Annotated in this window: 15 protein-coding genes; 7 read left to right on the top strand and 8 right to left on the bottom strand. The window is 73.3% G+C overall.

The window, feature by feature from the left end; genetic code table 11:
• Positions 1-135: 135 nt before the first annotated feature.
• On the top strand, positions 136-1,620 hold the full coding sequence (locus tag ACFWBY_RS34530) for an AlkA N-terminal domain-containing protein (RefSeq protein WP_385339082.1): 1,485 nt from the start codon (positions 136-138) through the stop codon (positions 1,618-1,620).
• A 22-nt stretch (positions 1,621-1,642) separates the two neighbouring features.
• A complete protein-coding gene (locus ACFWBY_RS34525; RefSeq protein WP_385339085.1) occupies positions 1,643-2,158 on the top strand; it encodes a methylated-DNA--[protein]-cysteine S-methyltransferase in 516 nt (171 codons plus the stop codon).
• 19 nt (positions 2,159-2,177) lie between these two features.
• Here ACFWBY_RS34525 and ACFWBY_RS34520 read toward each other — a convergent pair whose 3' ends face one another.
• Together ACFWBY_RS34520 and ACFWBY_RS34515 are read right to left on the bottom strand one after the other, a co-directional pair.
• The gene (locus tag ACFWBY_RS34520) at positions 2,178-2,606 is read right to left on the bottom strand and encodes a hypothetical protein (protein ID WP_385339087.1); all 429 of its coding nucleotides are present in this window, start codon (positions 2,604-2,606) and stop codon (positions 2,178-2,180) included.
• A gap of 52 nt (positions 2,607-2,658) precedes the next feature.
• Positions 2,659-3,159, bottom strand: coding sequence for an NUDIX domain-containing protein (locus ACFWBY_RS34515; protein ID WP_385339089.1), 501 nt, complete (start codon positions 3,157-3,159; stop codon positions 2,659-2,661).
• 381 nt (positions 3,160-3,540) lie between these two features.
• Between ACFWBY_RS34515 and ACFWBY_RS34510 the strand changes: the two genes are divergently transcribed.
• Both ACFWBY_RS34510 and ACFWBY_RS34505 read left to right on the top strand, forming a co-directional pair.
• Positions 3,541-4,557 carry a glycosyltransferase family 2 protein gene (locus tag ACFWBY_RS34510; protein ID WP_385339092.1) on the top strand — a complete coding sequence of 339 codons (1,017 nt, stop codon included), beginning with the start codon at positions 3,541-3,543 and terminating at the stop codon, positions 4,555-4,557.
• 110 nt (positions 4,558-4,667) lie between these two features.
• Entirely contained in the window at positions 4,668-6,962 is a 2,295-nt protein-coding gene (locus ACFWBY_RS34505) for a hypothetical protein (protein WP_385339095.1), read from the top strand.
• A gap of 28 nt (positions 6,963-6,990) precedes the next feature.
• On the opposite strand, the gene ACFWBY_RS34500 is transcribed toward ACFWBY_RS34505, so the two are convergent.
• Complete coding sequence (locus tag ACFWBY_RS34500) at positions 6,991-8,724, bottom strand: BCCT family transporter (protein ID WP_385339097.1); 1,734 nt, start codon at positions 8,722-8,724, stop codon at positions 6,991-6,993.
• A gap of 146 nt (positions 8,725-8,870) precedes the next feature.
• On the opposite strand from ACFWBY_RS34500, the gene ACFWBY_RS34495 reads away from it, so the two are divergent.
• Positions 8,871-10,019, top strand: a complete 1,149-nt coding sequence (locus ACFWBY_RS34495; RefSeq protein ID WP_385339100.1) for a glycerate kinase — start codon at positions 8,871-8,873, stop codon at positions 10,017-10,019.
• 133 nt (positions 10,020-10,152) lie between these two features.
• On the opposite strand, the gene ACFWBY_RS34490 is transcribed toward ACFWBY_RS34495, so the two are convergent.
• Positions 10,153-10,773, bottom strand: a complete 621-nt coding sequence (locus tag ACFWBY_RS34490; protein ID WP_385339102.1) for a cysteine hydrolase family protein — start codon at positions 10,771-10,773, stop codon at positions 10,153-10,155.
• Positions 10,774-11,141: 368 nt separating this feature from the next.
• On the opposite strand from ACFWBY_RS34490, the gene ACFWBY_RS34485 reads away from it, so the two are divergent.
• Both ACFWBY_RS34485 and ACFWBY_RS34480 read left to right on the top strand, forming a co-directional pair.
• Positions 11,142-12,137, top strand: coding sequence for a GlxA family transcriptional regulator (locus tag ACFWBY_RS34485; RefSeq protein WP_385339105.1), 996 nt, complete (start codon positions 11,142-11,144; stop codon positions 12,135-12,137).
• On the top strand, positions 12,134-15,013 hold the full coding sequence (locus ACFWBY_RS34480) for a SpoIIE family protein phosphatase (RefSeq protein ID WP_385339108.1): 2,880 nt from the start codon (positions 12,134-12,136) through the stop codon (positions 15,011-15,013). The genes ACFWBY_RS34485 and ACFWBY_RS34480 overlap by 4 nt, the downstream gene beginning before the upstream one ends.
• Before the next feature lie 25 nt (positions 15,014-15,038).
• On the opposite strand, the gene ACFWBY_RS34475 is transcribed toward ACFWBY_RS34480, so the two are convergent.
• From ACFWBY_RS34475 to ACFWBY_RS34460, 4 genes are all read right to left on the bottom strand, one after another.
• Positions 15,039-15,659, bottom strand: a complete 621-nt coding sequence (locus tag ACFWBY_RS34475; RefSeq protein ID WP_385339112.1) for a GNAT family N-acetyltransferase — start codon at positions 15,657-15,659, stop codon at positions 15,039-15,041.
• A 48-nt stretch (positions 15,660-15,707) separates the two neighbouring features.
• On the bottom strand, positions 15,708-17,768 hold the full coding sequence (locus ACFWBY_RS34470) for a SpoIIE family protein phosphatase (RefSeq protein WP_385339115.1): 2,061 nt from the start codon (positions 17,766-17,768) through the stop codon (positions 15,708-15,710).
• 216 nt (positions 17,769-17,984) lie between these two features.
• Positions 17,985-20,063 carry a DNA helicase RecQ gene (gene recQ, locus ACFWBY_RS34465; protein ID WP_385339118.1) on the bottom strand — a complete coding sequence of 693 codons (2,079 nt, stop codon included), beginning with the start codon at positions 20,061-20,063 and terminating at the stop codon, positions 17,985-17,987.
• A 222-nt stretch (positions 20,064-20,285) separates the two neighbouring features.
• A complete protein-coding gene (locus ACFWBY_RS34460) occupies positions 20,286-21,707 on the bottom strand; it encodes a phytoene desaturase family protein (RefSeq protein ID WP_385339120.1) in 1,422 nt (473 codons plus the stop codon).
• Positions 21,708-21,720 lie beyond the last annotated feature (13 nt).

Below are 21,720 nucleotides of genomic sequence, written 5' to 3'. Positions count from 1 at the left end.
GCCGGGGGCCGTGTCCCGGCCCCCGGCCCGAGCGGCGCCGACGCACGCGGCGGCGGGGGAAGCCGCGACCGGCGGATACGCTTGATGTCGGAAAACCGCCAGCCCGGGGGGCAGGGGGCCGGGAGGATGGACGGCATGTACACCGACACCGAGCGTTGCGTGAGGGCCGTCCAGTCCAAGGACGCTCGCTTCGACGGCTGGTTCTTCACCGCCGTCAGGACCACCGGCATCTACTGCCGGCCCAGCTGCCCCGCCGTACCGCCCAAGGTCGAGAACATGACCTTCCTGCCCAGCGCAGCCGCCTGCCAGCAGAGCGGGTACCGGGCCTGCAAGCGGTGCCGTCCCGACACCTCCCCCGGCTCGCCCGAGTGGAACGCCCGCGCCGACGCCGTCGCCCGCGCCGTACGCCTCATCCAGGACGGGGTGGTCGACCGGGAGGGCGTCCCGGGGCTGGCCGCCAGGCTCGGGTACTCCTCGCGTCAGGTGGAACGCCAGCTCAACGCCGAGCTCGGCGCCGGGCCGCTCGCCCTCGCCCGGGCGCAGCGCGCGCAGACCGCCCGGCTGCTGATCGAGACCTCGCAGCTCCCGATGGGGGACATCGCCTTCGCCGCCGGGTTCTCCTCGATCCGGACCTTCAACGACACCGTCCGCGAGGTCTTCGCCCTGGCGCCCGGCGAGCTGCGGACCAGGGCCGGGAAGGGACCCCGGCAGGTCCGGGACCAGGTGCCCGGCACCATAAGCCTCCGGCTCCCCTTCCGCGCACCGCTCAACCCCGACAACCTCTTCGGCCACCTCGCCGCAACCGCGGTGCCCGGCGTCGAGGAGTGGCGTGCGGGCGCCTACCGCCGCACCCTGCGGCTCCCCTACGGCACGGGCGTCGTCGCGCTCACCCCGCAGCCCGACCACATCGGCTGCCGGCTCGCCCTGACCGACCTGCGCGACCTGACCATCGCCATCAGCCGCTGCCGCCGGCTCCTGGACCTCGACGCCGATCCCGAGGCCGTCGACGAGCAGCTGCGCTCCGACCCGCTGCTGGCCCCGCTCGTGGACAAGGCTCCGGGGCGCCGGGTGCCCCGTACGGTCGACGCGGAGGAGTTCGCCGTTCGAGCCGTCCTCGGCCAGCAGGTGTCCACCGCCGCGGCCCGTACGCACGCGGCCCGGCTGGTGCGGGCCCTCGGGGAGCCCGTGACGGACCCCGATCCCGAGGGCGGGCTGACGCACCTGTTCCCGTCGTCGCGGGCGCTGGCCGGGCTCGATCCGCAATCGCTGGCCCTGCCGCTCAGCCGGCGCACCACGCTGACCACGCTCGTCTCCGCGCTGGCGGACGGCTCGCTCCCGCTGGCCGCCGACAGCGACTGGGAGGCCGCCCGTGCCCGGCTGTCCGCGCTGCCCGGTTTCGGGCCGTGGACCACCGAGATCATCGCGATGCGGGCGCTGGGCGATCCCGACGCCTTCATCCCCTCCGACCTGGGGATCCGGCGGGCCGCGAAAGGGCTGGGGCTGCCCTCCACTCCCGCCGCGCTGACGGCCCGCGCGGCGCACTGGCGGCCCTGGCGCGCGTACGCCGTCCAGTACCTGTGGGCCACCGAGGACCACGCCGTCAACTTCCTGCCCGTCTGACGTCCGAGGAGCACGAACCACCATGTCCAGCAGCAGCGTGACCAACGGCAAGCAGCACACCGTCGTCGAAAGCCCGTACGGGCAGCTCACCCTCGTCGCCTCCGGCGGCGTCCTCAGCGGCCTCTACATGACCGGGCAGCGCCACCGGCCGGCCGAGGAGTCCTTCGGCGAGCGCGTCACGGCCGCGGAGGAGCCCTTCCCGGAAGTGGTGCGCCAGCTGACGGCGTACTTCGCCGGGGAGCTCACCGATTTCGACCTGCCGGTCCGGCTGGAGGGCACCGCCTTCCAGCGCAGCGTGTGGGAGCAGCTCGCACGGATCCCCTACGGGCAGACCTGGTCGTACGGGGAGCTGGCGGCCAGGCTCGGCAAGCCGAACGCCTCGCGCGCGGTGGGCCTGGCCAACGGGAAGAACCCGGTCGGCATCATCGTGCCCTGCCACCGCGTGATCGGGGCCTCCGGTTCCATGACCGGCTACGGCGGCGGCATCGACCGCAAGGTGCGCCTGCTCGCCTTCGAGTCCGGTGCCGAGCAGTTCTGAGTCGGCCCTGGTTGCAGCGCTAGATGACGACCAGCGGGACGAGGAGGGCGAAGGCCGCGCCCGCCTCGACGGCGTAGGCGTACAGGGAGGGGTGCTGGACGGGGGCCGCGAGCAGGACCACGCTCTGCTGGGCCACGGCCGCCCCCACCCACTCCGCGTCGGCACCCAGGCCGCCCTGGTACCAGCCCTCGCAGGAGCCGGGACCGGTGACGGCGAGGACGTCGTCCTCGCGGCGGTAGAAGGCCTGCCAGCCGGCGGCCGGGACGGACCAGGCCTCGAAGTCGTTGAACAGGGCCCAGCCGCCGTCGCGGATCGCGGTGTCGAACATCCAGACCGGCACCCCGTCGGGGGTGACCTCACCGCCGGCCTGCTGATCGGTGGTGAAGTGGACCATGGGGAGGGCGTCGGGCCCGTCGGCGGTGCTGGGCCAGGCGTACATCGTGATCATCTGCTGAATTCTGTCCTGCCCGGTGTAGGCGCGAAATAACGAGCGGGGCGGACTACCGCGCGGCCGGCCTGCGGCCGTTCTCCAGCTCGGCGGCGCCCTCACCGGACCGCAGCACCCGGTACGCCTCTTCGACGCGCAGGCCGAGCGCCCCCGGCAGGTAGTCCGTCAGCTCGGAGGGGTCCACCATCCGCCAGGAGACGAGCTCCTCCTCCTGGAGCCGAACGGAGGCGAGCTGACCGGCGTCGAGCACGCCGCCGTCGTAGAGGTAGGCGACGAGCGGCGGACGCTCCGCGCCGAGCGTCCAGTCGACGGCGAGCAGCCGGCCGAGCGGTACGTCGATGCCGATCTCCTCGGCGCTCTCGCGGCGGGCGGCCGTGCGCGGGGACTCGCCCTGGTCCGACTCGATGGTTCCGCCCGGCAGGGCCCAGCCGGCACGGTAGTTGGGCTCGACGAGGAGCACGCGCCCCTCGGCGTCCCGGTAGAGGGCGGCCGCGCCGGCCAGCACCCGGGGCAGGCTCGCGATGTAGGTGGCGTAGTCATCCGTGGTGGTCACCCGGCCACCCTAATGTCTCGGCGCCGGCGGACGTCTCGCTCGCGCTCACCACCGACAGCGTCGCCGACCCGCAGTGGGGTCAAGGACGACCGCCGCAGCCACGCCGTATGCCTGGAGGGCGGCTTGCCTTTGCCCCGCGCGACCTCAGCAACCCGCGTGACCGCCCCTTTTGGGGCCGGCCTCTGCCCTGCCGCGCCGTATAGAAGACTGAATGACAAGTCGGTCAAGATGATATTCTTGCCGACCATCCGCCCCGGCCGCACGGTTCCGATGTGGTTGCACCGCGCCGGTCAGACCATCGGCGTCTTCGCCGGGTTCTTCGGTTTTCTCAGGTATTGCCGAGTTCTTCACGCTCTCAGGTATTGGGGACAAGCGGCCACCATGTACGACGCAGCAGCCTCGTCACGCAACGAGGTCCACCGCCCCGTTCCCGTGTTGTCGGTCGTCATCCCGATCTACAACGAGCAGGAGGCGCTGCCGCTGACCGTGGCCCGCCTGCGTCCGATCCTGGACGGGCTCGGCGTGGACTACGAGGTCGTCGGCATAGACGACGGCAGCACCGATGCCACTCCGGTCATCATGCAGAAGATCCGCCAGGACTGGCCCGAGCTGCGCATCGTCCGCTTCGCCCGCAATTCCGGGCATCAGGCCGCACTGACGGCGGGTATCCACCGGGCCTACGGCGCGTACGTCGTCAGCATCGACGCCGACCTGCAGGACCCGCCGGAGAAGATCGCGGAGATGTTCGCGCTCGCCCGCGAGAAGGACCTGGACATCGTCTACGGCGTGCGCGGCGACCGCGGCACCGACACCTTCTTCAAGCGGCGCACGGCCGGCGCGTACTACTGGCTGATGCGCAAGCTGGTCGGCAAGAACATGCCCGACCAGGCCGGCGACTTCCGCCTCCTGAGCCGGGCCGCCGTCGACGCGCTGAAGTCCCTGCCCGAGCACCAGCCGGTCTACCGGCTCCTCGTGCCGTGGCTCGGCTTCAGCAGCGGCGAGGTCGTCTACGTCCGCGAGGAGCGGGTCGCCGGCAGCACCCATTACCCGCTGTCCAAGATGGTCCGCCTCGCGCTCGACAGCATCACGAACTTCTCCGCGGCCCCCTTGCGGCTCGCCACCTGGCTCGGGCTGCTGAGCTTCCTGGTCTGCTTCGGTCTGGCGGTCTACACGACCTTCCAGTACGCGTTCGGCTCGACCGTGCCGGGCTGGTCCTCACTCTTCATCGGCATGCTCTTCATCGGCGGTGTCCAGCTCATCTGCGTGGGCCTGCTCGGTGAGTACATCGGCCGGATCTACTCGGCCGTCCAGGCCCGGCCGGCCTACTTCGTCGGCTACGACTCCGCGGAGCGGGACGGCGCCGCGCAGGTCGCGGGCACCTCCGACCACGCGGCCTGACAGCGCGGCCGGGCGACGCCCAGCAGGGAGGAAGAGCCAACGGCATGCCCTACCCAGCGCCCCCGGCAGCCGGGGCGGAACGAACGCACGCGCACCTATTCTGGCGGTTCTTGCCCGGTATCGCCGCCTACCTCGTGCTGGCCGCGCTGCTGCTGCTCGCCGGTACTTCGGCGAGCGATGTCGCCCGGTACACCGGATACGCGCTCTGGGGCGTCACGCTCCCGGGCACCCTGGTGTTCCGAGCGCTGCGCCACCGGCCGCACACCCTGGTCGAGGACCTCGCGTACGGGGCCGTCACCGGGCTCGCGCTGGAACTGGCCGCCTGGTTCGTGCTGGTCTCGCTCGGAGCCCAGTCGCTCGCCACCGCCTGGCCGCTCGCCGTGGTGATCCCCTTCGCCGCGGTGCCGCGCTTGCGCCGGCACTGGCGTCCGCGCGGCTACGTCCGCACCTGCCTCGGGTGGTCCTGGTCGGTCTCGGCGCTGGTCTCGTTCACCGGCGCCTACTTCTACAAGGACTTCCTGTCGAAGTACCCGGTCCTCTCCGATACGGAGACCTCGCGGATCTTCGCCGACCTTCCGTACGTGCTGTCGCTCGCCGCGAACGCGAAGCAGCACGTCCCGCTGACGCTCCCCCAGGTCTCCGGCGAACCGCTCCACTACCACTGGTTCTCCTTCGCCCACATGGCGATGAGCTCCATGGTCGGGCACGTCGACCTGCCGGTGATCCAGACGCGGCTCATGGTTCCGGCTCTCGCCGCGCTCGCCGTGGTGATCACCGCCGTGGTGGCCCGGCGGCTCACCGGCCGCGCCTGGGCCGGACCGCTGACCGTCGTCCTGCTCGTCGTCGTCACCGAGTTCACGGCGATCTACCCGAACAACGTGGACACCTGGACGCTCGGCGCCCCGTCCGTCCGGCTGATGTACTGGTCGAGCCAGTCGTACACGTACAGCCAGCCGCTGCTGATCGCCCTGCTGGGCGTCATCGGCGAGGCACTGCGCCGGCCCAGGGCGGCCGGCGACGGCGGCGACGGCCGAAGCGATGAGGCCCCCGCGTTCGGCCGCGGGCTCTTCGTGCTGGCCGCCCTGTTCGCGGCGGCCTCCAGCGCGGCCAAGGCGAGCACCCTGCCGGTCACGCTCGCCGGACTGGCCCTCGCGGGACTCATGATGCTCATCGCGACCCGCCGCATCCCGTGGACGGTGGTCGGGCTCGGTGCGATCCTCGCCTCCGCGCAGCTGTTCGCGACCGCGGTGATCTTCAGGTTCGAGACCTACGGCCTGCGGATCGTTCCGCTGGGCAACCTGCACCCCTTCTGGGCCGACCCGGACCACAAGCGTTCGGCAGTGCTCCAGGCCCTGCTGATCGCGTCGGCGCTGGCCGCCTTCGTGCTGCACCACCACCTCAAGCTGGTCGGCGTGATCCCGCTGATCCTGCACCGGCGGTTCCAGCTGGACCCGCTCCAGTGGTTCCTGCTGGGCTCCGCCCTGGCCGGGCCCTGCGCCTACCTGCTCGTCAACGGCTACAACTCCAGCTACTTCACCATGGCCGCCCTGCCCTTCGGAGCGGTCCTCTCGGCCTGGGGCTACTGCGAGGCGATCGAGCGCGCCGAGCTGCCCCGCCGGGCCGAGGCGGCGCTCGCCGTGGGCACGGTGGCCTTCGTCGCGCTGCTCACCTACGGGATCTACCACTACTCGGCGCGGTGGGTGGCCTTCGTCCTGCGCGAGTTCTCGGACGGGGACGCGCGCAAGACGTACTACCTCCTCCTGCCCTCCGTGCTCGCGGGTGCGGTGCTGGCCGCGATCGCACTGGTCTGCGGCCTCCTGTGGTGGGCCGGCGGGCGGGTGTGGCCCGCGCTGCGCGGGCGGGGAGCCGTCGTACTGATGACCGCGGCCCTCGCGACGGGCGCGCCGGGTGTCTTCCACGACGCCCTCCAGGCCCGGGAGCACACGTGGATGGGCTCCTGGACGATGCCCGCCTCACGGGTCGAGGCGGCGCGCTGGGTCCGCGCGCACAGCGCCCCCGAGGACGTACTGGTCACCAACAGCCACGGCTGGGAGTTGAACGACGCCCACGGACCCGGCTTCGAGAACACCCGCTCCTGGTGGCTCGGTGCCTACTCCGAGCGGTCGGTGCTGATCGAGGGCTGGGCGTACGCGCCCCGGATGATGGCGCTGACCCGCGGCGACGGCGCCGGGTACGACGGTCCGTTCTGGGACCGGGCGCTGTTCCGGCTGAACGAGGACGCCGTGTACCGCCCCACGGGGGCGGTCCTGCGCCGGCTGCACGACGAGTACCGCGTGCGCTACGTGGTGGTGCTGCGTACGGCGGGCGCCGAGTCACCGCGGCTTCGAGAACTCGCCGAGAAGGAGTTCGACAACGAGAAGGTCGCCGTCTACCGGATCCGGTGACGGACTGAGTGGCTGAGGGGCTGACGGGTCAGCTCTGGCCGGGTCCCGGTTTGCTGTCGTCGCTGTCGTCGCGGTCGCGGCTCCTCGACTCCGCCGCGCGGCGCAGCCGGAGGTGGCGGGCCGCGCCCTGCTCGGTGATGGCGTCGCCGACCATGGCTTTGACGGCGTCGCGCAGCCCGTGCAGGGCGTGGTGGCGGGCGGGGCCCGCACCCGGGTCCTCCCGCAGTTCCTTCACCAGGGCCCAGCAGAGCAGCAGCATCACGATCACGAACGGCAGCGCGACCAGGATGGTGGCCGTCTGGAGGGACTTCAATCCGCCCGCGACGAGGAGCACGGCGGCCACCGCGGCCATCAGCACGCCCCAGGTGACGACGAGCCAGGTCGGCGGGTTGAGGGAGCCCCGGCTGGTCAGCGAGCCCATGACGAGGGACGCCGAGTCGGCGCTGGTGACGAAGTACGTCATCACCAGGGCCATCGCGATCCACGAGGTGAGCGAACCGAGCGGGAGCGCGTCGAGCATCGCGAAGAGCGAGGCCTCGGTGCCCTCCTTGAGCTCGGCGGCCAGGTCGGCGACGCCGGTGGAGTCGAGGCGGATCGCGGTGCCGCCCATGACGCAGAACCAGACGACGGTGGCGCCGCTGGGGACCAGGAGCACGCCGACGAGGAACTCGCGGATGGTGCGGCCGCGCGAGATCCGGGCGATGAAGGTGCCGACGAACGGCGCCCAGGAGAGCCACCACGCCCAGTAGAAGATCGTCCACGCGCCGAGCCACGCGCTGTCGGTGAAGGCGCCGGTCTGGGTGGCCATCGGAAGCAGGTTGTGCAGGTAGCTGCCGACGCCGGCCGGGATCACGTCGAGGATGTAGACGGTCGGGCCGAGGACGAAGACGAAGAGCATCAGGGCGGCGGCGAGCACGATGTTGACGGTGCTGAGCCACTTGACGCCCTTGTGCAGGCCGGAGAAGGCGGAGAGTACGAAGGCGGCGGAGAGCGACCCGATGATGACCAGCTCGACGGTGGTCGAGTCCTCGACGCCGGTGGTGATCTCGAGCCCCTTCGCGACCTGGAGCGTGCCGAGGCCGAGGCTGGTCGCGGTGCCGAAGACCGTCGCGAAGACGGCGAGCAGGTCGATGGCCTTCCCCTGCCGGCCGTTGGCCCGCTCCTCGCCCATGAGGGGGACGAAGGCGGAGCTGAGGCGGTTGCCGCGGCCCTTGCGGAAGGTCGCGTAGGCGAGGGCGAGGCCGGCGATCCCGTAGATCGCCCAGGGGGTGAGGGTCCAGTGGAAGAAGGAGTAGTCGAGGGCGGCCCGCGCGGCGTCGCCGGTGCCGGGGGCCGCGCCGGAGGCGGGGGGCGGGAGCAGGTAGTGGGTGAGCGGCTCCCCCACCCCGTAGAACATCAGGCCGATCCCCATGCCGGCGCTGAACATCATCGCGATCCACGCGAGGTTCGTGAACTCGGGCTCCGAGTCGTCCTTGCCGAGGCGGATCCGGCCGAACCGGCTGATCGCGAGCACGACGCACATGACGAGGAACACGTCGGCGGCGATCACGAACAGCCACGCGAAGTTGTTCAGCACCCAGGCCAGGGCGGTGCTGGACGCCGAGTCGAAGGAGCTCTCGCCGAGCGCCGCCCAGGCCACGACGGCCAGGACGCAGACCACTCCGACGATGACGACGGTGCGGTCGGGAGTGCCGTCGTCCGGGCCGGGTGACCCCCCGCCCGGGGAATCCGGACGTGGCTGTTCCAGCGAATCCGTGCTCATGCGGCCACACTATGCAGGCGTATGTCCCCCTTTGGCCGCATGCCGCGCCAGGGTGTGGCCCAGGCCACACATGGGCATAGGAGGATCCTCCGGATAGGCTCCTGCGTGGGCGCGACTGCACTGTTCGATAGCAAGGGATTAGCAAGGTGACGGACGGAGCAGTAACTGAGACCGCGCGCGTGCTCATCGCCGCGGACAAATTCAAGGGCTCGCTCACGGCCGTTCAGGTCGCGGAGCGGGTGACGGCGGGCCTCCGCAAGGCCGTACCGGGCGTGGAGATCGAGACGCTCCCCGTCGCGGACGGCGGCGACGGCACGGTCGCGGCCGCGGTGGCAGCCGGTTTCGAACGCCGGGAGGTACGGGTCACCGGGCCCCTCGGCGACCAGGTCACGGCCGCCTTCGCACTGCGCGAGGGAACCGCGGTGGTCGAGATGGCGGAGGCCTCGGGCCTCCAGCTGCTGCCCGCGGGTGTCTTCGCCCCGCTGACGGCGACCACGTACGGCTCCGGCGAACTACTGAAGGCGGCACTCGACGCGGGAGCGCGCTCGATCGTCTTCGGTGTGGGCGGCAGCGCCACCACCGACGGCGGCGCGGGCATGCTGGCCGCGCTGGGCGCGGTCTTCCTGGACGCGAACGGCGAACCGGTCGGTCCGGGCGGCGGCGCGCTGGCAGCCCTGGCCTCGGCCGACCTGTCGGGCATCGACCCCCGCATCAAGGAGGTCGACTTCGTCCTGGCGAGCGACGTGGACAACCCGCTGACGGGTCCGAAGGGCGCTCCGGCGGTCTACGGCCCGCAGAAGGGGGCGTCGCCCGAGGACGTGGCGGCGCTGGACGCGGCGCTGGCGCACTTCGCGGTGGTCCTGGAGAAGTCGGCCGGCTCCCTGGCCGCCGAGGCCGCGCTCTCGCCCGGCGCGGGCGGCGCGGGCGGCATCGGCTACGGGGCGCTGCTGCTCGGCGCCTCCTTCCGTCCCGGCATCGAGCTGATGCTCGAAGTACTCGGCTTCGCGCCGGCGCTGGAGCGGGCCACGCTGGTCATCACCGGCGAGGGCTCGCTCGACGAGCAGACCCTGCACGGCAAGGCTCCGGCCGGTGTCGCGGCGGCGGCCCGCGCGGCGGGCAAGGAGGTCGTCGCGGTGTGCGGCCGGCTGCTGCTCACGCAGGAGGCGCTCCAGGCGGCCGGGATCCGGCGCGCCTACCCGCTCACGGAGATCGAGCCCGACCCTGCGGTGTGCATCGCCAACGCGGGGCCGCTGCTCGAGCGGGTGGCGGCGAACATCGCCGCCGACGTCCTCTGACCCGGCTTCCACCTCGTCCGGCGGCCCGGATCCCTGACCGGGGTCCGGGCCGCCGGCGTTCGCGGCAGGCCGGTGCCCGGGTGCCTGCGCGGGGGCCGGGGTCCTCTCCCCCACCCGCCCGGGGCGGCGCCCCTCAAACGCCGGAGGGCCGGTGGGTCTTGCCGCCGACCGCGTCGACGAGCTGAGCGGTGGTGACGACCCGGGCGAAGCTGCCGCCCTGGAGGTTGACGGCGGTGGCGGTGACCAGCTGTTCGGCCGTCAGCCGCGGCGCGTCCGGCCCGGGTCCGGCGGCCAGGTCGAAGGTGTGCGTGGCGTCGAGCGGTACGAGGACGTCGTAGCCGAGGTTTCCCGCCATCCTGGCCGTCGTCTCGACGCACATGTTGGTCTGGATCCCCGTGACCACGAGCTGCCCGATGTCCCGGGCCGTGAGCCAGTCGGCGAGGTCCGGGGTGCCGTAGAAGGCGGAGTTCACGGATTTGGTGATGTGCAGCGCCGCCCGGTCCGACCGCTCGGCGACGAAGTCCTTGAGGGCGTATCCGGGCTGGTCCGGCCCGAGGACCGAACCGGCGCGGGAGGCGTGCTGGACGACCACCACGGGGCGGCCCGTCTCCTGCCAGGCGTCCATCAGCGCGGCGATGTTGGCTTCGGCGGCCGGGTTGTCGCGCGGGCCCCAGAAGGCCGCGTCGTCGAAGCCCTTCTGGACGTCGATGATGAGCAGGGCACTGTCCGGGGTGATCTCGATCGAGTTCGTCATGACTCGATCCTCGGCGGCGCGAGCCCTTCGCGACAGCGGCGCCCCGGACCCGAACCGATGGGATCCTGCCGGTCTGGCAGTCCCTCCACAGGCCCCGGCCGGTCGCCCGGCCCCTGCGGGCGGCCGCCGCAAGGTCTTGCACACCCCCGCGCACCCGCGGCGGGACGACATCGCCCGCCTCCCGCGGATGCCCGATTTCCGGCTTTCCGGCGGCCTGGCGGACCCGCGCGAGCCCCAGGAGGCCCCTCACGCCTCCCGCAGGCCCCGCACCGCTTCCCGGGGCCTCTCCCGCCGATCGCGCCGCCCGGGCCCCACGCGCCCCTCGCAGCCCCCTTGACCGCCAGGAGGGTCGTGGCAGACTCACCGCCATGCACCGCGTCGCGATCGTCGTACAGCCCGGCATCCGCGCCTTCGACCTCGCCGTCATCACCGAGGTCTGGAGCCACGACCTCAGCCGCCTCGGCGTCGAGCCCTTCGAGCTGCGCCGGTGCGCCCTGGCCCCCGACCCGATCCCGCTTCCCGGCGGTCTGACCCTGACCCCGGACCGGGGGCTCGACTGGCTCGCCGGAGCCGACCTCGTCGTCGTGCCCGCCCTGGCCCGGCCCGGCGATCCGACGCCCGAGCCGGTCCTCGCGGCACTGCGGGACGCCCACGCCAGGGGGATCCCGGTGGCCGCCCTGTGCGCCGGCGCCTTCATCCTCGCCGAGGCCGGGCTGCTGGCCGGCCGCCGGGCCGTGACCCATTGGGCGCTGGCCCCCACGCTGGCCGGCCGCCACCCCGCCGTGCGCGTCGAGGAGGCCCCGCTCTACATCGAGGACGACGGGCTGTGGACCTCCGCCGGGGTCGCCTCCGGCATCGACCTCTGCCTCCACCTGGTCCGCGAGGCCCACGGCGCCGAGGCGGCCGCGGCCATCGCCCGTGCGATGGTGACGGGCCCCTTCCGCACCGGCGACCACGCCCAGTACCTGGACCGGCCGACGCCCGCCGCGGACCGGACCGCCGAGGCACTGGCCGCCGTACGCGAGCGGGCGCTGGGGCGCCTGCACGAGGCCCTGGACGTGGCCACCCTCGCCCGGTGGGCCGGAATGTCCCCGCGGTCCTTCGCCCGCCACTTCACCGCCGCGACCGGGACCACCCCGCACAAATGGCTCCTGCGTCACCGTCTGGACGAAGCCCGCAAACTGCTGGAACGCACGGACCATCCGGTCACCGAGGTGGCCCGGCGGGCCGGATTCGCCAGTGAGGTCACCTTCCGCCAGCACTTCGCCTCGTACGTCGGCACCAGCCCCCGCGCCTACCGGGCGACGGCTACCGCGCAGGCGCCTGCCCCAAACCCGGCGGACAGTGTTAGAAATGGCTCATGACCGGACGTTTTGGCCTGCCCAGGGGCTCTGATGGGGCGCCCGGGGACGGCTCCCCGTCCGGGCCGGGCCGGGCACGGGCCGGCCCGGACGGACCCGGCGGTCCCGCGCGGCGGTTCGCACGCCGCTTGACGCGCCGCTTCTCCCGGGCGTACGCGCGGCTCTCGCTCGGCGCGCGCAGCGTCGCAGGCCAGGTCTTCGCCCTCCAGGCGGTCATCGTGCTCGTGCTGATCACCGCCGCGACCGCAGCCCTCTTCTTCCAGGCCCGGTACGACGGTCAGCGCGACGCCCGCAACCGCTCGCTCGCGGCCGCCGAGGGCTTCGCCCACGCCCCCGGCCTGCCCGAGGCCCTGAGGTCCGCCGACCCCACCGCCGAGCTCCAGCCCCTGGCCGAGGCCGCCCGCCGGGCCTCGGGCGTCGACTTCGTCGCCGTGCTGGCCCCCGACGGGATCCGGTACACCGATTCCCTGCCCGAGCTGATCGGGCAGCGGGCCACCGGCGACCTCTCCCGGGCCGTGGCCGGGCAGTCCTTCACGGAGACCTTCGAGGGCCAGCCCAGCGACGTGGTCCGCGCGGTGGTTCCCGTACGGGACTCGGCGGGCGCGGTCGTCGGCCTGGTCTCCACCGGCATCGAGGTCGCCAACGTCGGCGACGTGGTGGAGGGCCAGCTGCCCCTGCTCCTCGGCGCGGCGGCCGGCGCCCTGCTGCTGGGCACCTTCGGCGCCTTCCTGGTCAGCCGCCGGCTGCGGCGCCAGACCCGGGGTCTGGGCGAGGCGGAGATGACCCGGATGAACGAACACCACGAGGCGGTTCTGCACGCCGTCCGCGAGGGCGTCCTGATCATCGACAGCGAGGGTCGGCTGCTCCTCGCCAACGACGAGGCCCGGCGCCTGCTCGACCTGCCGCCCGACGCGGAGCAGCGGCACGTCGGAGATCTGGGGCTCGACCCGCGCACGGCCGCCCTGCTCGCGTCGGGGCGGATCGCCACCGACGAGGTGCACCGGTCGGGCGACCGCCTGCTCGCCGTCAACGTACGCCCGACCAAGCCCTACGGGGGCCGCCCGTCGGGCAGCGTCATGACCCTGCGCGACTCCACCGAACTCGCCGCGCTCTCCGGCCGGGCCGCGGTGACGCGCGAGCGCCTCCAGCTCCTCTACGACGCCGGCGTGCGCATCGGGACGACCCTCGACGTGGTGCGCACCGCCGAGGAGCTGTCCGAGGTCGCGGTCCCGCGCTTCGCCGACTTCGTCACCGTCGAGCTGCTGGAGCCGGTACTGCGCGGCGAGGAGCCCGGCGTCGCCGCGCACACCGAGATGCGCCGGGCGGCCATGAGCGGGGTGCGCGCCGACTCCCCGCTGCAGCCCGTCGGCGACGTCATCCGCTTCGTGGTGCCGACCGCTCCGATGGCCGCGGCCCTGGACGCCGGGCGGGCGGTCCTGGCGGCGGACCTGAGCGCGGCCTTCGGCTGGCGGGCGCAGGACCAGGACGGCACCCGGGTGGCTCTGGCCTACGGCCTCCACTCGCTGATCTCCGTACCGCTCCAGGCTCGGGGCGTGGTCCTCGGCATGGCCAACTTCTGGCGGGCCGACACTCCCGAGGCCTTCGCCGAGGAGGACCTGTCCTTCGCGGAGGAGCTGGCGGCGCGGGCCGCCGTGTCCATCGACAACGCCCGCCGCTTCACGCGCGAGCACGCGGTGGCCGTGACCCTCCAGCGCAGTCTGCTGCCCCGGGTGCTGCCGGAACTGAGCGCCGTGGACGTGGCGTTCCGGTACCTGCCCGCGAAGGCGGGGGTGGGCGGTGACTGGTTCGACGTGATCCCGCTCGCCGGGGCCCGGGTGGCGCTGGTCGTCGGCGACGTGGTCGGGCACGGGGTGCACGCCGCCGCCACGATGGGCCGGCTGCGGACCGCGGTGCACAACTTCTCCACGCTCGACATGCCGCCCGACGAGCTGCTGGGGCACCTGGACGAGCTGATCGACCGCATCGACCAGGACGAGACCGCGGGGGCCGGGGCCGGGGCCGTCGGCGAGGGCGAGCCGTCCGGCGTCACCGGCGCCACCTGCCTCTACGCGGTCTACGACCCGGTGTCCGGCCACTGCACGATAGCCAGCGCAGGCCACCCCGGCCCGGCGCTGGTCGATCCCGACGGCCGGGTCCGGTACCCCGAGCTGCCGATCGGGCTGCCGCTGGGCGTCGGCGGGATGCCCTTCGAGGCCGTGGGACTGGACCTGCCCGAGGCGAGCCGGCTCGTCCTGTTCACCGACGGCCTGCTGGAGGACCGCGACCGGGACTTCGACACGGGCCTCGCCATGCTGACCGAGAGCCTGTCGCGGCCCCACCGCAGCCCCGACCAGGCCTGCTCCGACGTACTGGCCGCGCTGCTGTTCCCGGCGCCGAGCGACGACATCGCCCTGCTCGTCGCCGACACGCGGCGGCTGCCGTCCGACCGGATCGCGGAGTGGGACGTCATCCCCGACGACTCCGCCGACGTCTCACGGGTCCGCCGCGCGGGCGCCGCACAGCTGGCCGCGTGGGGCCTGGAGGGCATCTCCTTCACCGCGGAGCTGATCCTGAGCGAGCTGATCACCAACGCCATCCGCTACGGCACCGACCCCATCAGGGTCCGGCTGCTCCGAGACCGCACGCTGATCTGCGAGGTGGCCGACGGCAGCAGCACCTCTCCGCACCTGCGCTACGCGGCCACGACCGACGAGGGCGGCCGCGGCCTGTTCCTCGTCGCGCAGTACGCGGAGCGCTGGGGCACCCGCTACACGGAACGCGGCAAGGTCATCTGGGCCGAACTCCCCCTGGCGGGCGCGGCGGAACCGGAGCCCCCGGACCTCATGAACCTCGAAGCCCTGGAGGACCTGGCCTGGTAGCCGGGCGTCTCGCGGTCGGGCGGGCTCACGGCCGTTCCGTGGCCGCGGGGTCTCGGAGCCTGGCGGCCAGCCGCGCCTTCGCCTCGGGCCATTCGTCGGCGAGCAGCGAGAAGTACACGCTGTCGCGCCAGGTACCGTCCGGGCGGCGGCGGTGGCGGCGCAGTACGCCTTCGCGCCGGGCACCGAGGCGTGCGATGGCGGCCTGGGAGCGGGTGTTGAGGTGGTCGGTCTTCAACTGGACGCGGCCCATGCCGAGGTCCTCGAAGGCGTGGGCGAGCAGGAGCAGCTTCGTCTCGGAGTTGACCGCGCTGCGCCAGTACGCGCGCCCGTACCAGGTCCAGCCGATCTCCAGCCGCTCGTCGGCCGGGCTGACGTCCAGGTAGGTGGTCCAGCCGATGGCCCGGCCGCTTTCGAGGTGGATGACGGCGAAGGGGACGTACTGGCCCCGCCCGGCGGCCTCCAGGACCGCGTCGAGCGTGGCGCCGAGCTCCTCCTCCGTCCGCGGCGCGGGGCCTCCCTGCCAGCGCCAGACCTCCTCGTCGTGGCCGCCGGCCTCGAAGAGGTCGGGGAGGTGGCTCCTGGTCAGGGGCTCGAGGCGGACGTGGCAGCCGGTGAGCACGGTGGGGCGGGGCAGCTTCGCGGACATGCCAGAAAGATAAGGCCTCCATTGCGCTAGAGACAAGTATTTATTGCGCTAGGGCAAACTGGTCGTCCGGGCCAGCAGGACGGCCACGTCGTCCTGCTGGGCCGCCGGCAGCAGCCGGGCCAGGATGCCGTCGCAGAGGGCTTCCAGCGGCTCGCCGGAACCCCTCAGCGCGCCCGCGAGCTCCGCCATCCCCTCGTCCAGGTCCCGGTCCCGCGCCTCGATCAGACCGTCCGTGTACAGCACCAGCAGGCTCCCCGGGGGCAGCCGCACCTCCTCGGTGCGGAAGTCCTGCCCGCCCGCGCCCAGCGGGGTCCCCGACGGGCCCTCGAGGAAGGTCACGTCCCCGGCCGGCGTGACGACGGCCGGCGGCGGGTGTCCGGCCCGCGCGACGACGCAGGCGCCCGTCGCCGGGTCGTGGACGGCGTAGACGCAGGTGGCCATCTCGTCCTCGCCCAGGTCGGCCACCACCGCGTCCAGCGAGCGGAGCATCTGCTCCGGCGGCACGTCGTGCCGCGCGAGCGTCCGTACCGCCGTGCGCAGCTGTCCCATCACTGCGGCCGCGTGGATGCCGTGGCCCATCACGTCGCCGATGACCAGGCCGGTCCGGCCGCCCGGCAGCTCGATCACGTCGAACCAGTCTCCGCCGACGTCGTGGTCGCTGGCCGGGAGGTAGCGGCCGGTCATCTCCAGGCCGGCGACCTCGGGCAGCGCGTTGTTGGTGAGGCTGCGCTGCAGGGTCAGGGCCGCCGCGCGCTGGGTCGTGTACATCCGGGCGTTGTCGATGTTGAGCGCCGCCCGGGCGACGACCTCGTCGATCAGCACGCAGTCCTGGTCGTCGAAGGGCTCGCGCCCGCGCAGCCGGGTCACGGCGACCGCCCCGAGCACCTGCCCGCGCGCGACGAGGGGGACCATCCGGGCCGAGCCGAGGGTCGCCAGGTAGCCGCGCAGCGCCCCCGCCCTCGGGTCGCTGACCAGGGCCGGGATGTCGGACACGTACAGGTTCATGGGCAGGCCCTCGGTGACGACCCGCTCGTAGGCACTGCCCTGCGGGATCTGGAAGGTCTGCCCGGCGACGAGTTTGGCGGTGGGTGCCTGCGGGTCCGGGAAGACGGCGGCCAGGCGCCGCAACAGCCCCCGCGTCGAGGCGGAGACGTCGTCGCCCTCCAGCACGGCTTCCAGCAGCTGTACGTCGGCCGAGTCCGCGAGCTGCGGTACCAGCACGTCCGCGGTCTCCTGGGCGGTCTGGCGCAGGTCGAGCGTGGTGCCGATGCGGGTGCCGGCCTCCGCGAGCAGGGCGAACCGGCGCCGGGCCTGCTCCGCCTCCGCCTGGGCCCGCTGCCCGTCGGTGATGTCGATGAGGGAGGCGATCAGGCCGAGCTGGCGCCCGGAACCGTCCAACAGCGGCGCGTACGAGCACGACCAGGTCCGGTCGTGGTCGGGGTCGGAGGGGGTGCGGCCGGTGCGGCGGACGTCGACGACGGCGGATCCGCTCTCCAGCACCTTGCGCATGAGGCCTTCCAGCGCGGCGGCGTTGACACCGGGCACGACCTCGGTGAGCCGTTTGCCGAGGTGGTCGGCGGCCGGTACCCCGTTCATCCGGGCGAGGGCGTCGTTGACGCGCAGGAAGCGCAGGTCCGTGCCGAGGGTGCCCAGGCCGATGGGCGACTGGGTGAACAGGCTCTGGAGCGCGGCGAGGGAATCGCGCATCCGCAGGACCTCGGTGGTCTCCACGGCGATGAGCATGGCCCCGGTGCGCCCTTGCGGGTCGGCGGCGGGGACGATCCACATCTCCATCGCGACCCGGTGGCCGTCGCGGTGGCGCACGGGCAGGGTGCCGACGACGGTCTCCCCGGCCTGGACCCGGCGGGTCAGGTCGGCGGCGAGCTCGCGGTTGGCGTCGGGGACGAGCAGCGAGGAGCCCGACCGGCCGATGATGTCCTCGGGGCGGTGGCCCAGGAGGTCCTGGGCGGCCAGGGACCATTCGACGACGCGCCCGTCGGCGTCTTCCCGCCACAGGGCGATCGGGAGCAGCTCGCGCAGGACGCCCGCGTAGCCCACGGCCCCCACCGGCTGCTCCGGCACCTCGCTCGTCTGCTGGTACGTGTCCACTGTGCCGACCTCACCCCGGGGGGCCCGATTCCTACCGATTCACCCTATCCGAGGCATCGGGGACCGGCGCTGCGTCGGGTCCGAGCGGGGGAGCGCGGGAGCAGCGGATCGCGGTGCAAGCGGTCCCCGGGGCCTCGGACGGGTCCGGCCCGGCCCCGAGGTCCCGTCCCCCGACGGCCCCCCTGCCGCCCGGGGCAGGGAGCCGTCCGGGGACGGCTACTCCCAGTCGTCCCAGGGCGGGTCCACCTCTTCGTCCTCCGGGCCGAAGAGCGACTCCTCCCCCGGGCCGGCCGGCCTCCCGCCCGCCGCCACCGCGACCGGCTGGGCCACGGCCGCGGGGGCGGCCTGCGCGGGCACGGTCACCGCGACCGCCGCGACCGCCGCGACCGCCGGGGCCACCGGGGCCACCGGGTCCACCGGGTCCACCGGGGCGGCATCCGTCCCGTTCAGGGTCTCGAGGATGCCCTCGGCGTACTTGGTCAGCTTCGCCTCGCCGACACCGTTGATCGTGCCCAGCTCGGCGACCGTGGCCGGCACCCGGGTCGCGATCTCCCGCAGCGTCGCGTCGTGGAAGACGACGTACGCCGGCACTCCCTGCTCCCGCGCGGTCTCGGCGCGCCACGCGCGCAGCGCCTCGAAGACCGGCACCGCCGCCGCCGGCAGGTCGACCGGCACGCGCGCGCCCTTCCCGGAGCGCGACCCGCCGGCCTCCTTGCGCGACGTTGCGGCGGCCGGCGCCGCCTCCTTGCGCATCAGGACGTTCCGGCGGCCCCCGAGCACCTCGCCGCTGGCCTCCGTCAGCACCAGCGTCCCGTAGTCGCCCTCCACGGCCAGCAGTCCGAGCGCCAGCAGCTGCCGTACGACCCCCCGCCATTCCGCCGTGCTCAGGTCCGTACCGATCCCGAAGACCGAGAGCCCGTCGTGGTCGAACTGGATGACCTTGGCCGTCTTCTTGCCCTGGAGGATGTCGACGATCTGACCGGCACCGAACTTCTGCCGCCGTTCCTTGGCCAGCCGCCACACCGTGGACAGAAGCTTCTGCGCCGCGACCGTCCCGTCCCAGGACTCGGCCGGCGTCAGACAGGTGTCGCAGTTGCCGCAGGCGGGCGCGCCCGACTGGCCGAAGTACGCCAGCAGCCGCTCCCGGCGGCAGCCGACCGTCTCGCAGAGCGCGAGCATCGCCTCCAGGTGCCCGGACAGCGCGCGGCGGTGCGCGTCGTCGCCCTCCGAGCCCTCGATCATCTTGCGCTGCTGCACCACGTCCTGGAGCCCGTAGGCCAGCCATGCCGTGGCCGGCTCCCCGTCGCGCCCGGCCCTGCCGGTCTCCTGGTAGTAGCCCTCGACCGACTTGGGCAGGTCCAGGTGCGCGACGAAGCGCACGTCCGGCTTGTCGATGCCCATGCCGAAGGCGATCGTGGCCACGACCACGACCCCGTCCTCCCGCAGGAACCGCGACTGGTTCGCCGCGCGCGTGCGGGCGTCCATCCCGGCGTGGTACGCCACGGCGTCGATGCCGTGCTCCACCAGGGAGGCAGCCGTTTTCTCCACCGAGGCCCGCGAGAGGCAGTAGACGACGCCGGCGTCCCCGGCGTGCTCGGTCCGGATCAGCTCCAGCAGCTGCTTGAGGGGATTGTTCTTCGCGACGATCCGGTACTGGATGTTCGGCCGGTCGAAGCCGGCCACGAAGTGGCGGGCTTCCTCCAGGCCGAGGCGCGCCGCGATCTCGGCGTGCGTCGCCTCGGTGGCCGTCGCGGTCAGCGCGATGCGCGGCACCTTCGGCCAGCGCTCGTGCAGCATGGACAGGGCGAGGTAGTCGGGCCGGAAGTCGTGGCCCCACTGGGCGACGCAGTGCGCCTCGTCGATGGCGAAGAGCGAGACCGTGCCCCGGTCGAGCAGCCGCTGCGTTCCCTCGGTGCGCAGTCGCTCGGGAGCCAGGTAGAGCAGGTCCAGCTCGCCGGCGAGGAACGCCTGCTCGACCGAACGCCGCTCGTCGGAGCCTTGCGTGGAGTTGAGGAATCCGGCCCGTACGCCGAGCGCGTTCAGCGCGTCGACCTGGTCCTGCATCAGCGCGATCAGCGGGGAGACCACCACTCCCGTACCCGCTCTGACCAGCGCCGGGATCTGGTAGCAGAGCGATTTGCCCCCGCCGGTCGGCATCAGCACCAGGGCGTCGCCGCCGCCGACGACGTGCTCGATGATCTGCTGCTGCTCGCCGCGGAAGGAGTCGTACCCGAAGACGCGCTGGAGCACCTGCGGGGCGTCGGGGATTTCGGCGGCTGCTTGCGAGGAGGTCATCCCAGAAGCCTAGCGACCCCCGGGGACACTCCACTCCGGATCGGGACGAACGGCGTCGCGGGGAGGGGGCGGCCCGTGGGGAGAAGGCTCGGCCGCAGCACCGACTGACACTCGTTCCGGGATGATCCTGCTGTCCCAGCAGCACCGGCGCAGCACATCGGCATCGGAGCTTCCGGGCTGGTCCCGACGGGGCCGTCCACGCCGACGCGGCGCGCAACGGCGTCAGGAACCCTTCCCCCGCAGGTGGCGCCAGACGGCCTTGGCCGCGTTGTGGCCCGACATGCCGTGCACGCCGGGGCCCGGCGGGGTGGCCGAGGAGCAGAGGAAGACGGCCGGGTGGGCGGTCGAGTACGGGGACAGGCTGAGCTTGGGGCGCAGCAGGAGCTGGAGCCCGGAGGCCGCGCCGCAGGCGATGTCACCGCCGATGTAGTTCGGGTTGCGGGCGGCGAGCTGCGGCGGACCGGCCGTGGCGCGGGCGAGGACGAGGTCGCGGAAGCCGGGGGCGAAGCGCTCCAGCTGGCGCTCGACGGCCTCGGTGAGGTCGCCGTCCCAGCCCGCGGGGACGTGCCCGTACGCCCAGAAGACGTGCTTGCCCTCGGGCGCCCGGCCGGGGTCGACCAGGCTGGGCTGGGCGGTGATGAGGAACGGGTTGCGCGGGGCCCGGCCGCCGGAGGCCAGTTGCAGGGCCGCGTCGATGTCCCGGCTGCGCGGGCCGATCTGGACCGTGCCGGCGCGGCGCGGCTCCTCGGCGGTCCAGGGGACGGGGCCGTCCAGGGCGTAGTCGATCTTGAACACGGAGGCGCCGTAGCGGTAGCCGTCGTACGCACTGCCCAGGCGCGCGATACGGGCGAGCGCGGTCGGCGAGGTGTCGAAGACGTACGCCCGGGCCGGCGGGAGGTCGTCGAGCCGCTTGACCTCGAAGCCGGTGTGGACAGTGCCTCCGAGGTCGCGCAGGTACGCGGCGAGGGCGTCGGAGATGGACTGCGAGCCGCCGCGCGGCATCGGCCAGCCGTTCGCGTGCGCGGCGAGGGCGAAGACCAGGCCGACGGCGCCGGTACCGATCCCGCCGAGCGGGGCGATGACGTGCGCGACGAGTCCGGCGAACAGCGCGCGGGCCCCTTCGTCCTCGAAGCGGCGCAGCAGCCAGGTGGACGGCGGCAGGCCGACGAGTCCGAAGCGGGCGAGGGTGAGGGGGTCGCGGGGCAGCGCGGTGCCGGGCAGCGACATGAAGTCACGGGCCAGGGTGTCCCACTTGCCGAGGAAGGGATCCACCAGCCGCCGGTACGTGCCCGCGTCGCGCGGGCCGAAGGAGGCGGCCGTCTCGGCGACGGAGCGGGAGAGCACGGCAGCCGAGCCGTCGTCGAAGGGGTGCGCCATGGGCAGCGGGGCGTGCAGCCACTCCAGCCCGTACCGCTTGAGCGGCATCGTGGCGAAGACCGGGGAGCCGACGCCGAGCGGGTGCACCGCCGAGCAGGGGTCGTGGCGGAAGCCGGGGAGGGTCAGCTCCTCGGTCCGCGCCCCGCCGCCGACGGTGTCGGAGGCCTCGAAGACGGACACCGAGAAGCCGCGCCGGGCCAGTTCCACGGCGGCCGTCAGCCCATTGGGCCCGGCACCCACCACGACCGCATCGAGAATCGACGGCACTTGCGACTCCTTC

This window comes from Streptomyces sp. NPDC060049 (assembly GCF_042736715.1).
In the GTDB taxonomy this organism is placed as follows: Bacteria; Actinomycetota; Actinomycetes; order Streptomycetales; family Streptomycetaceae; genus Streptomyces.
The sequence above is the reverse complement of the archived record's forward strand: the minus strand, read 5'-3'. Positions and strand labels throughout refer to the sequence as shown.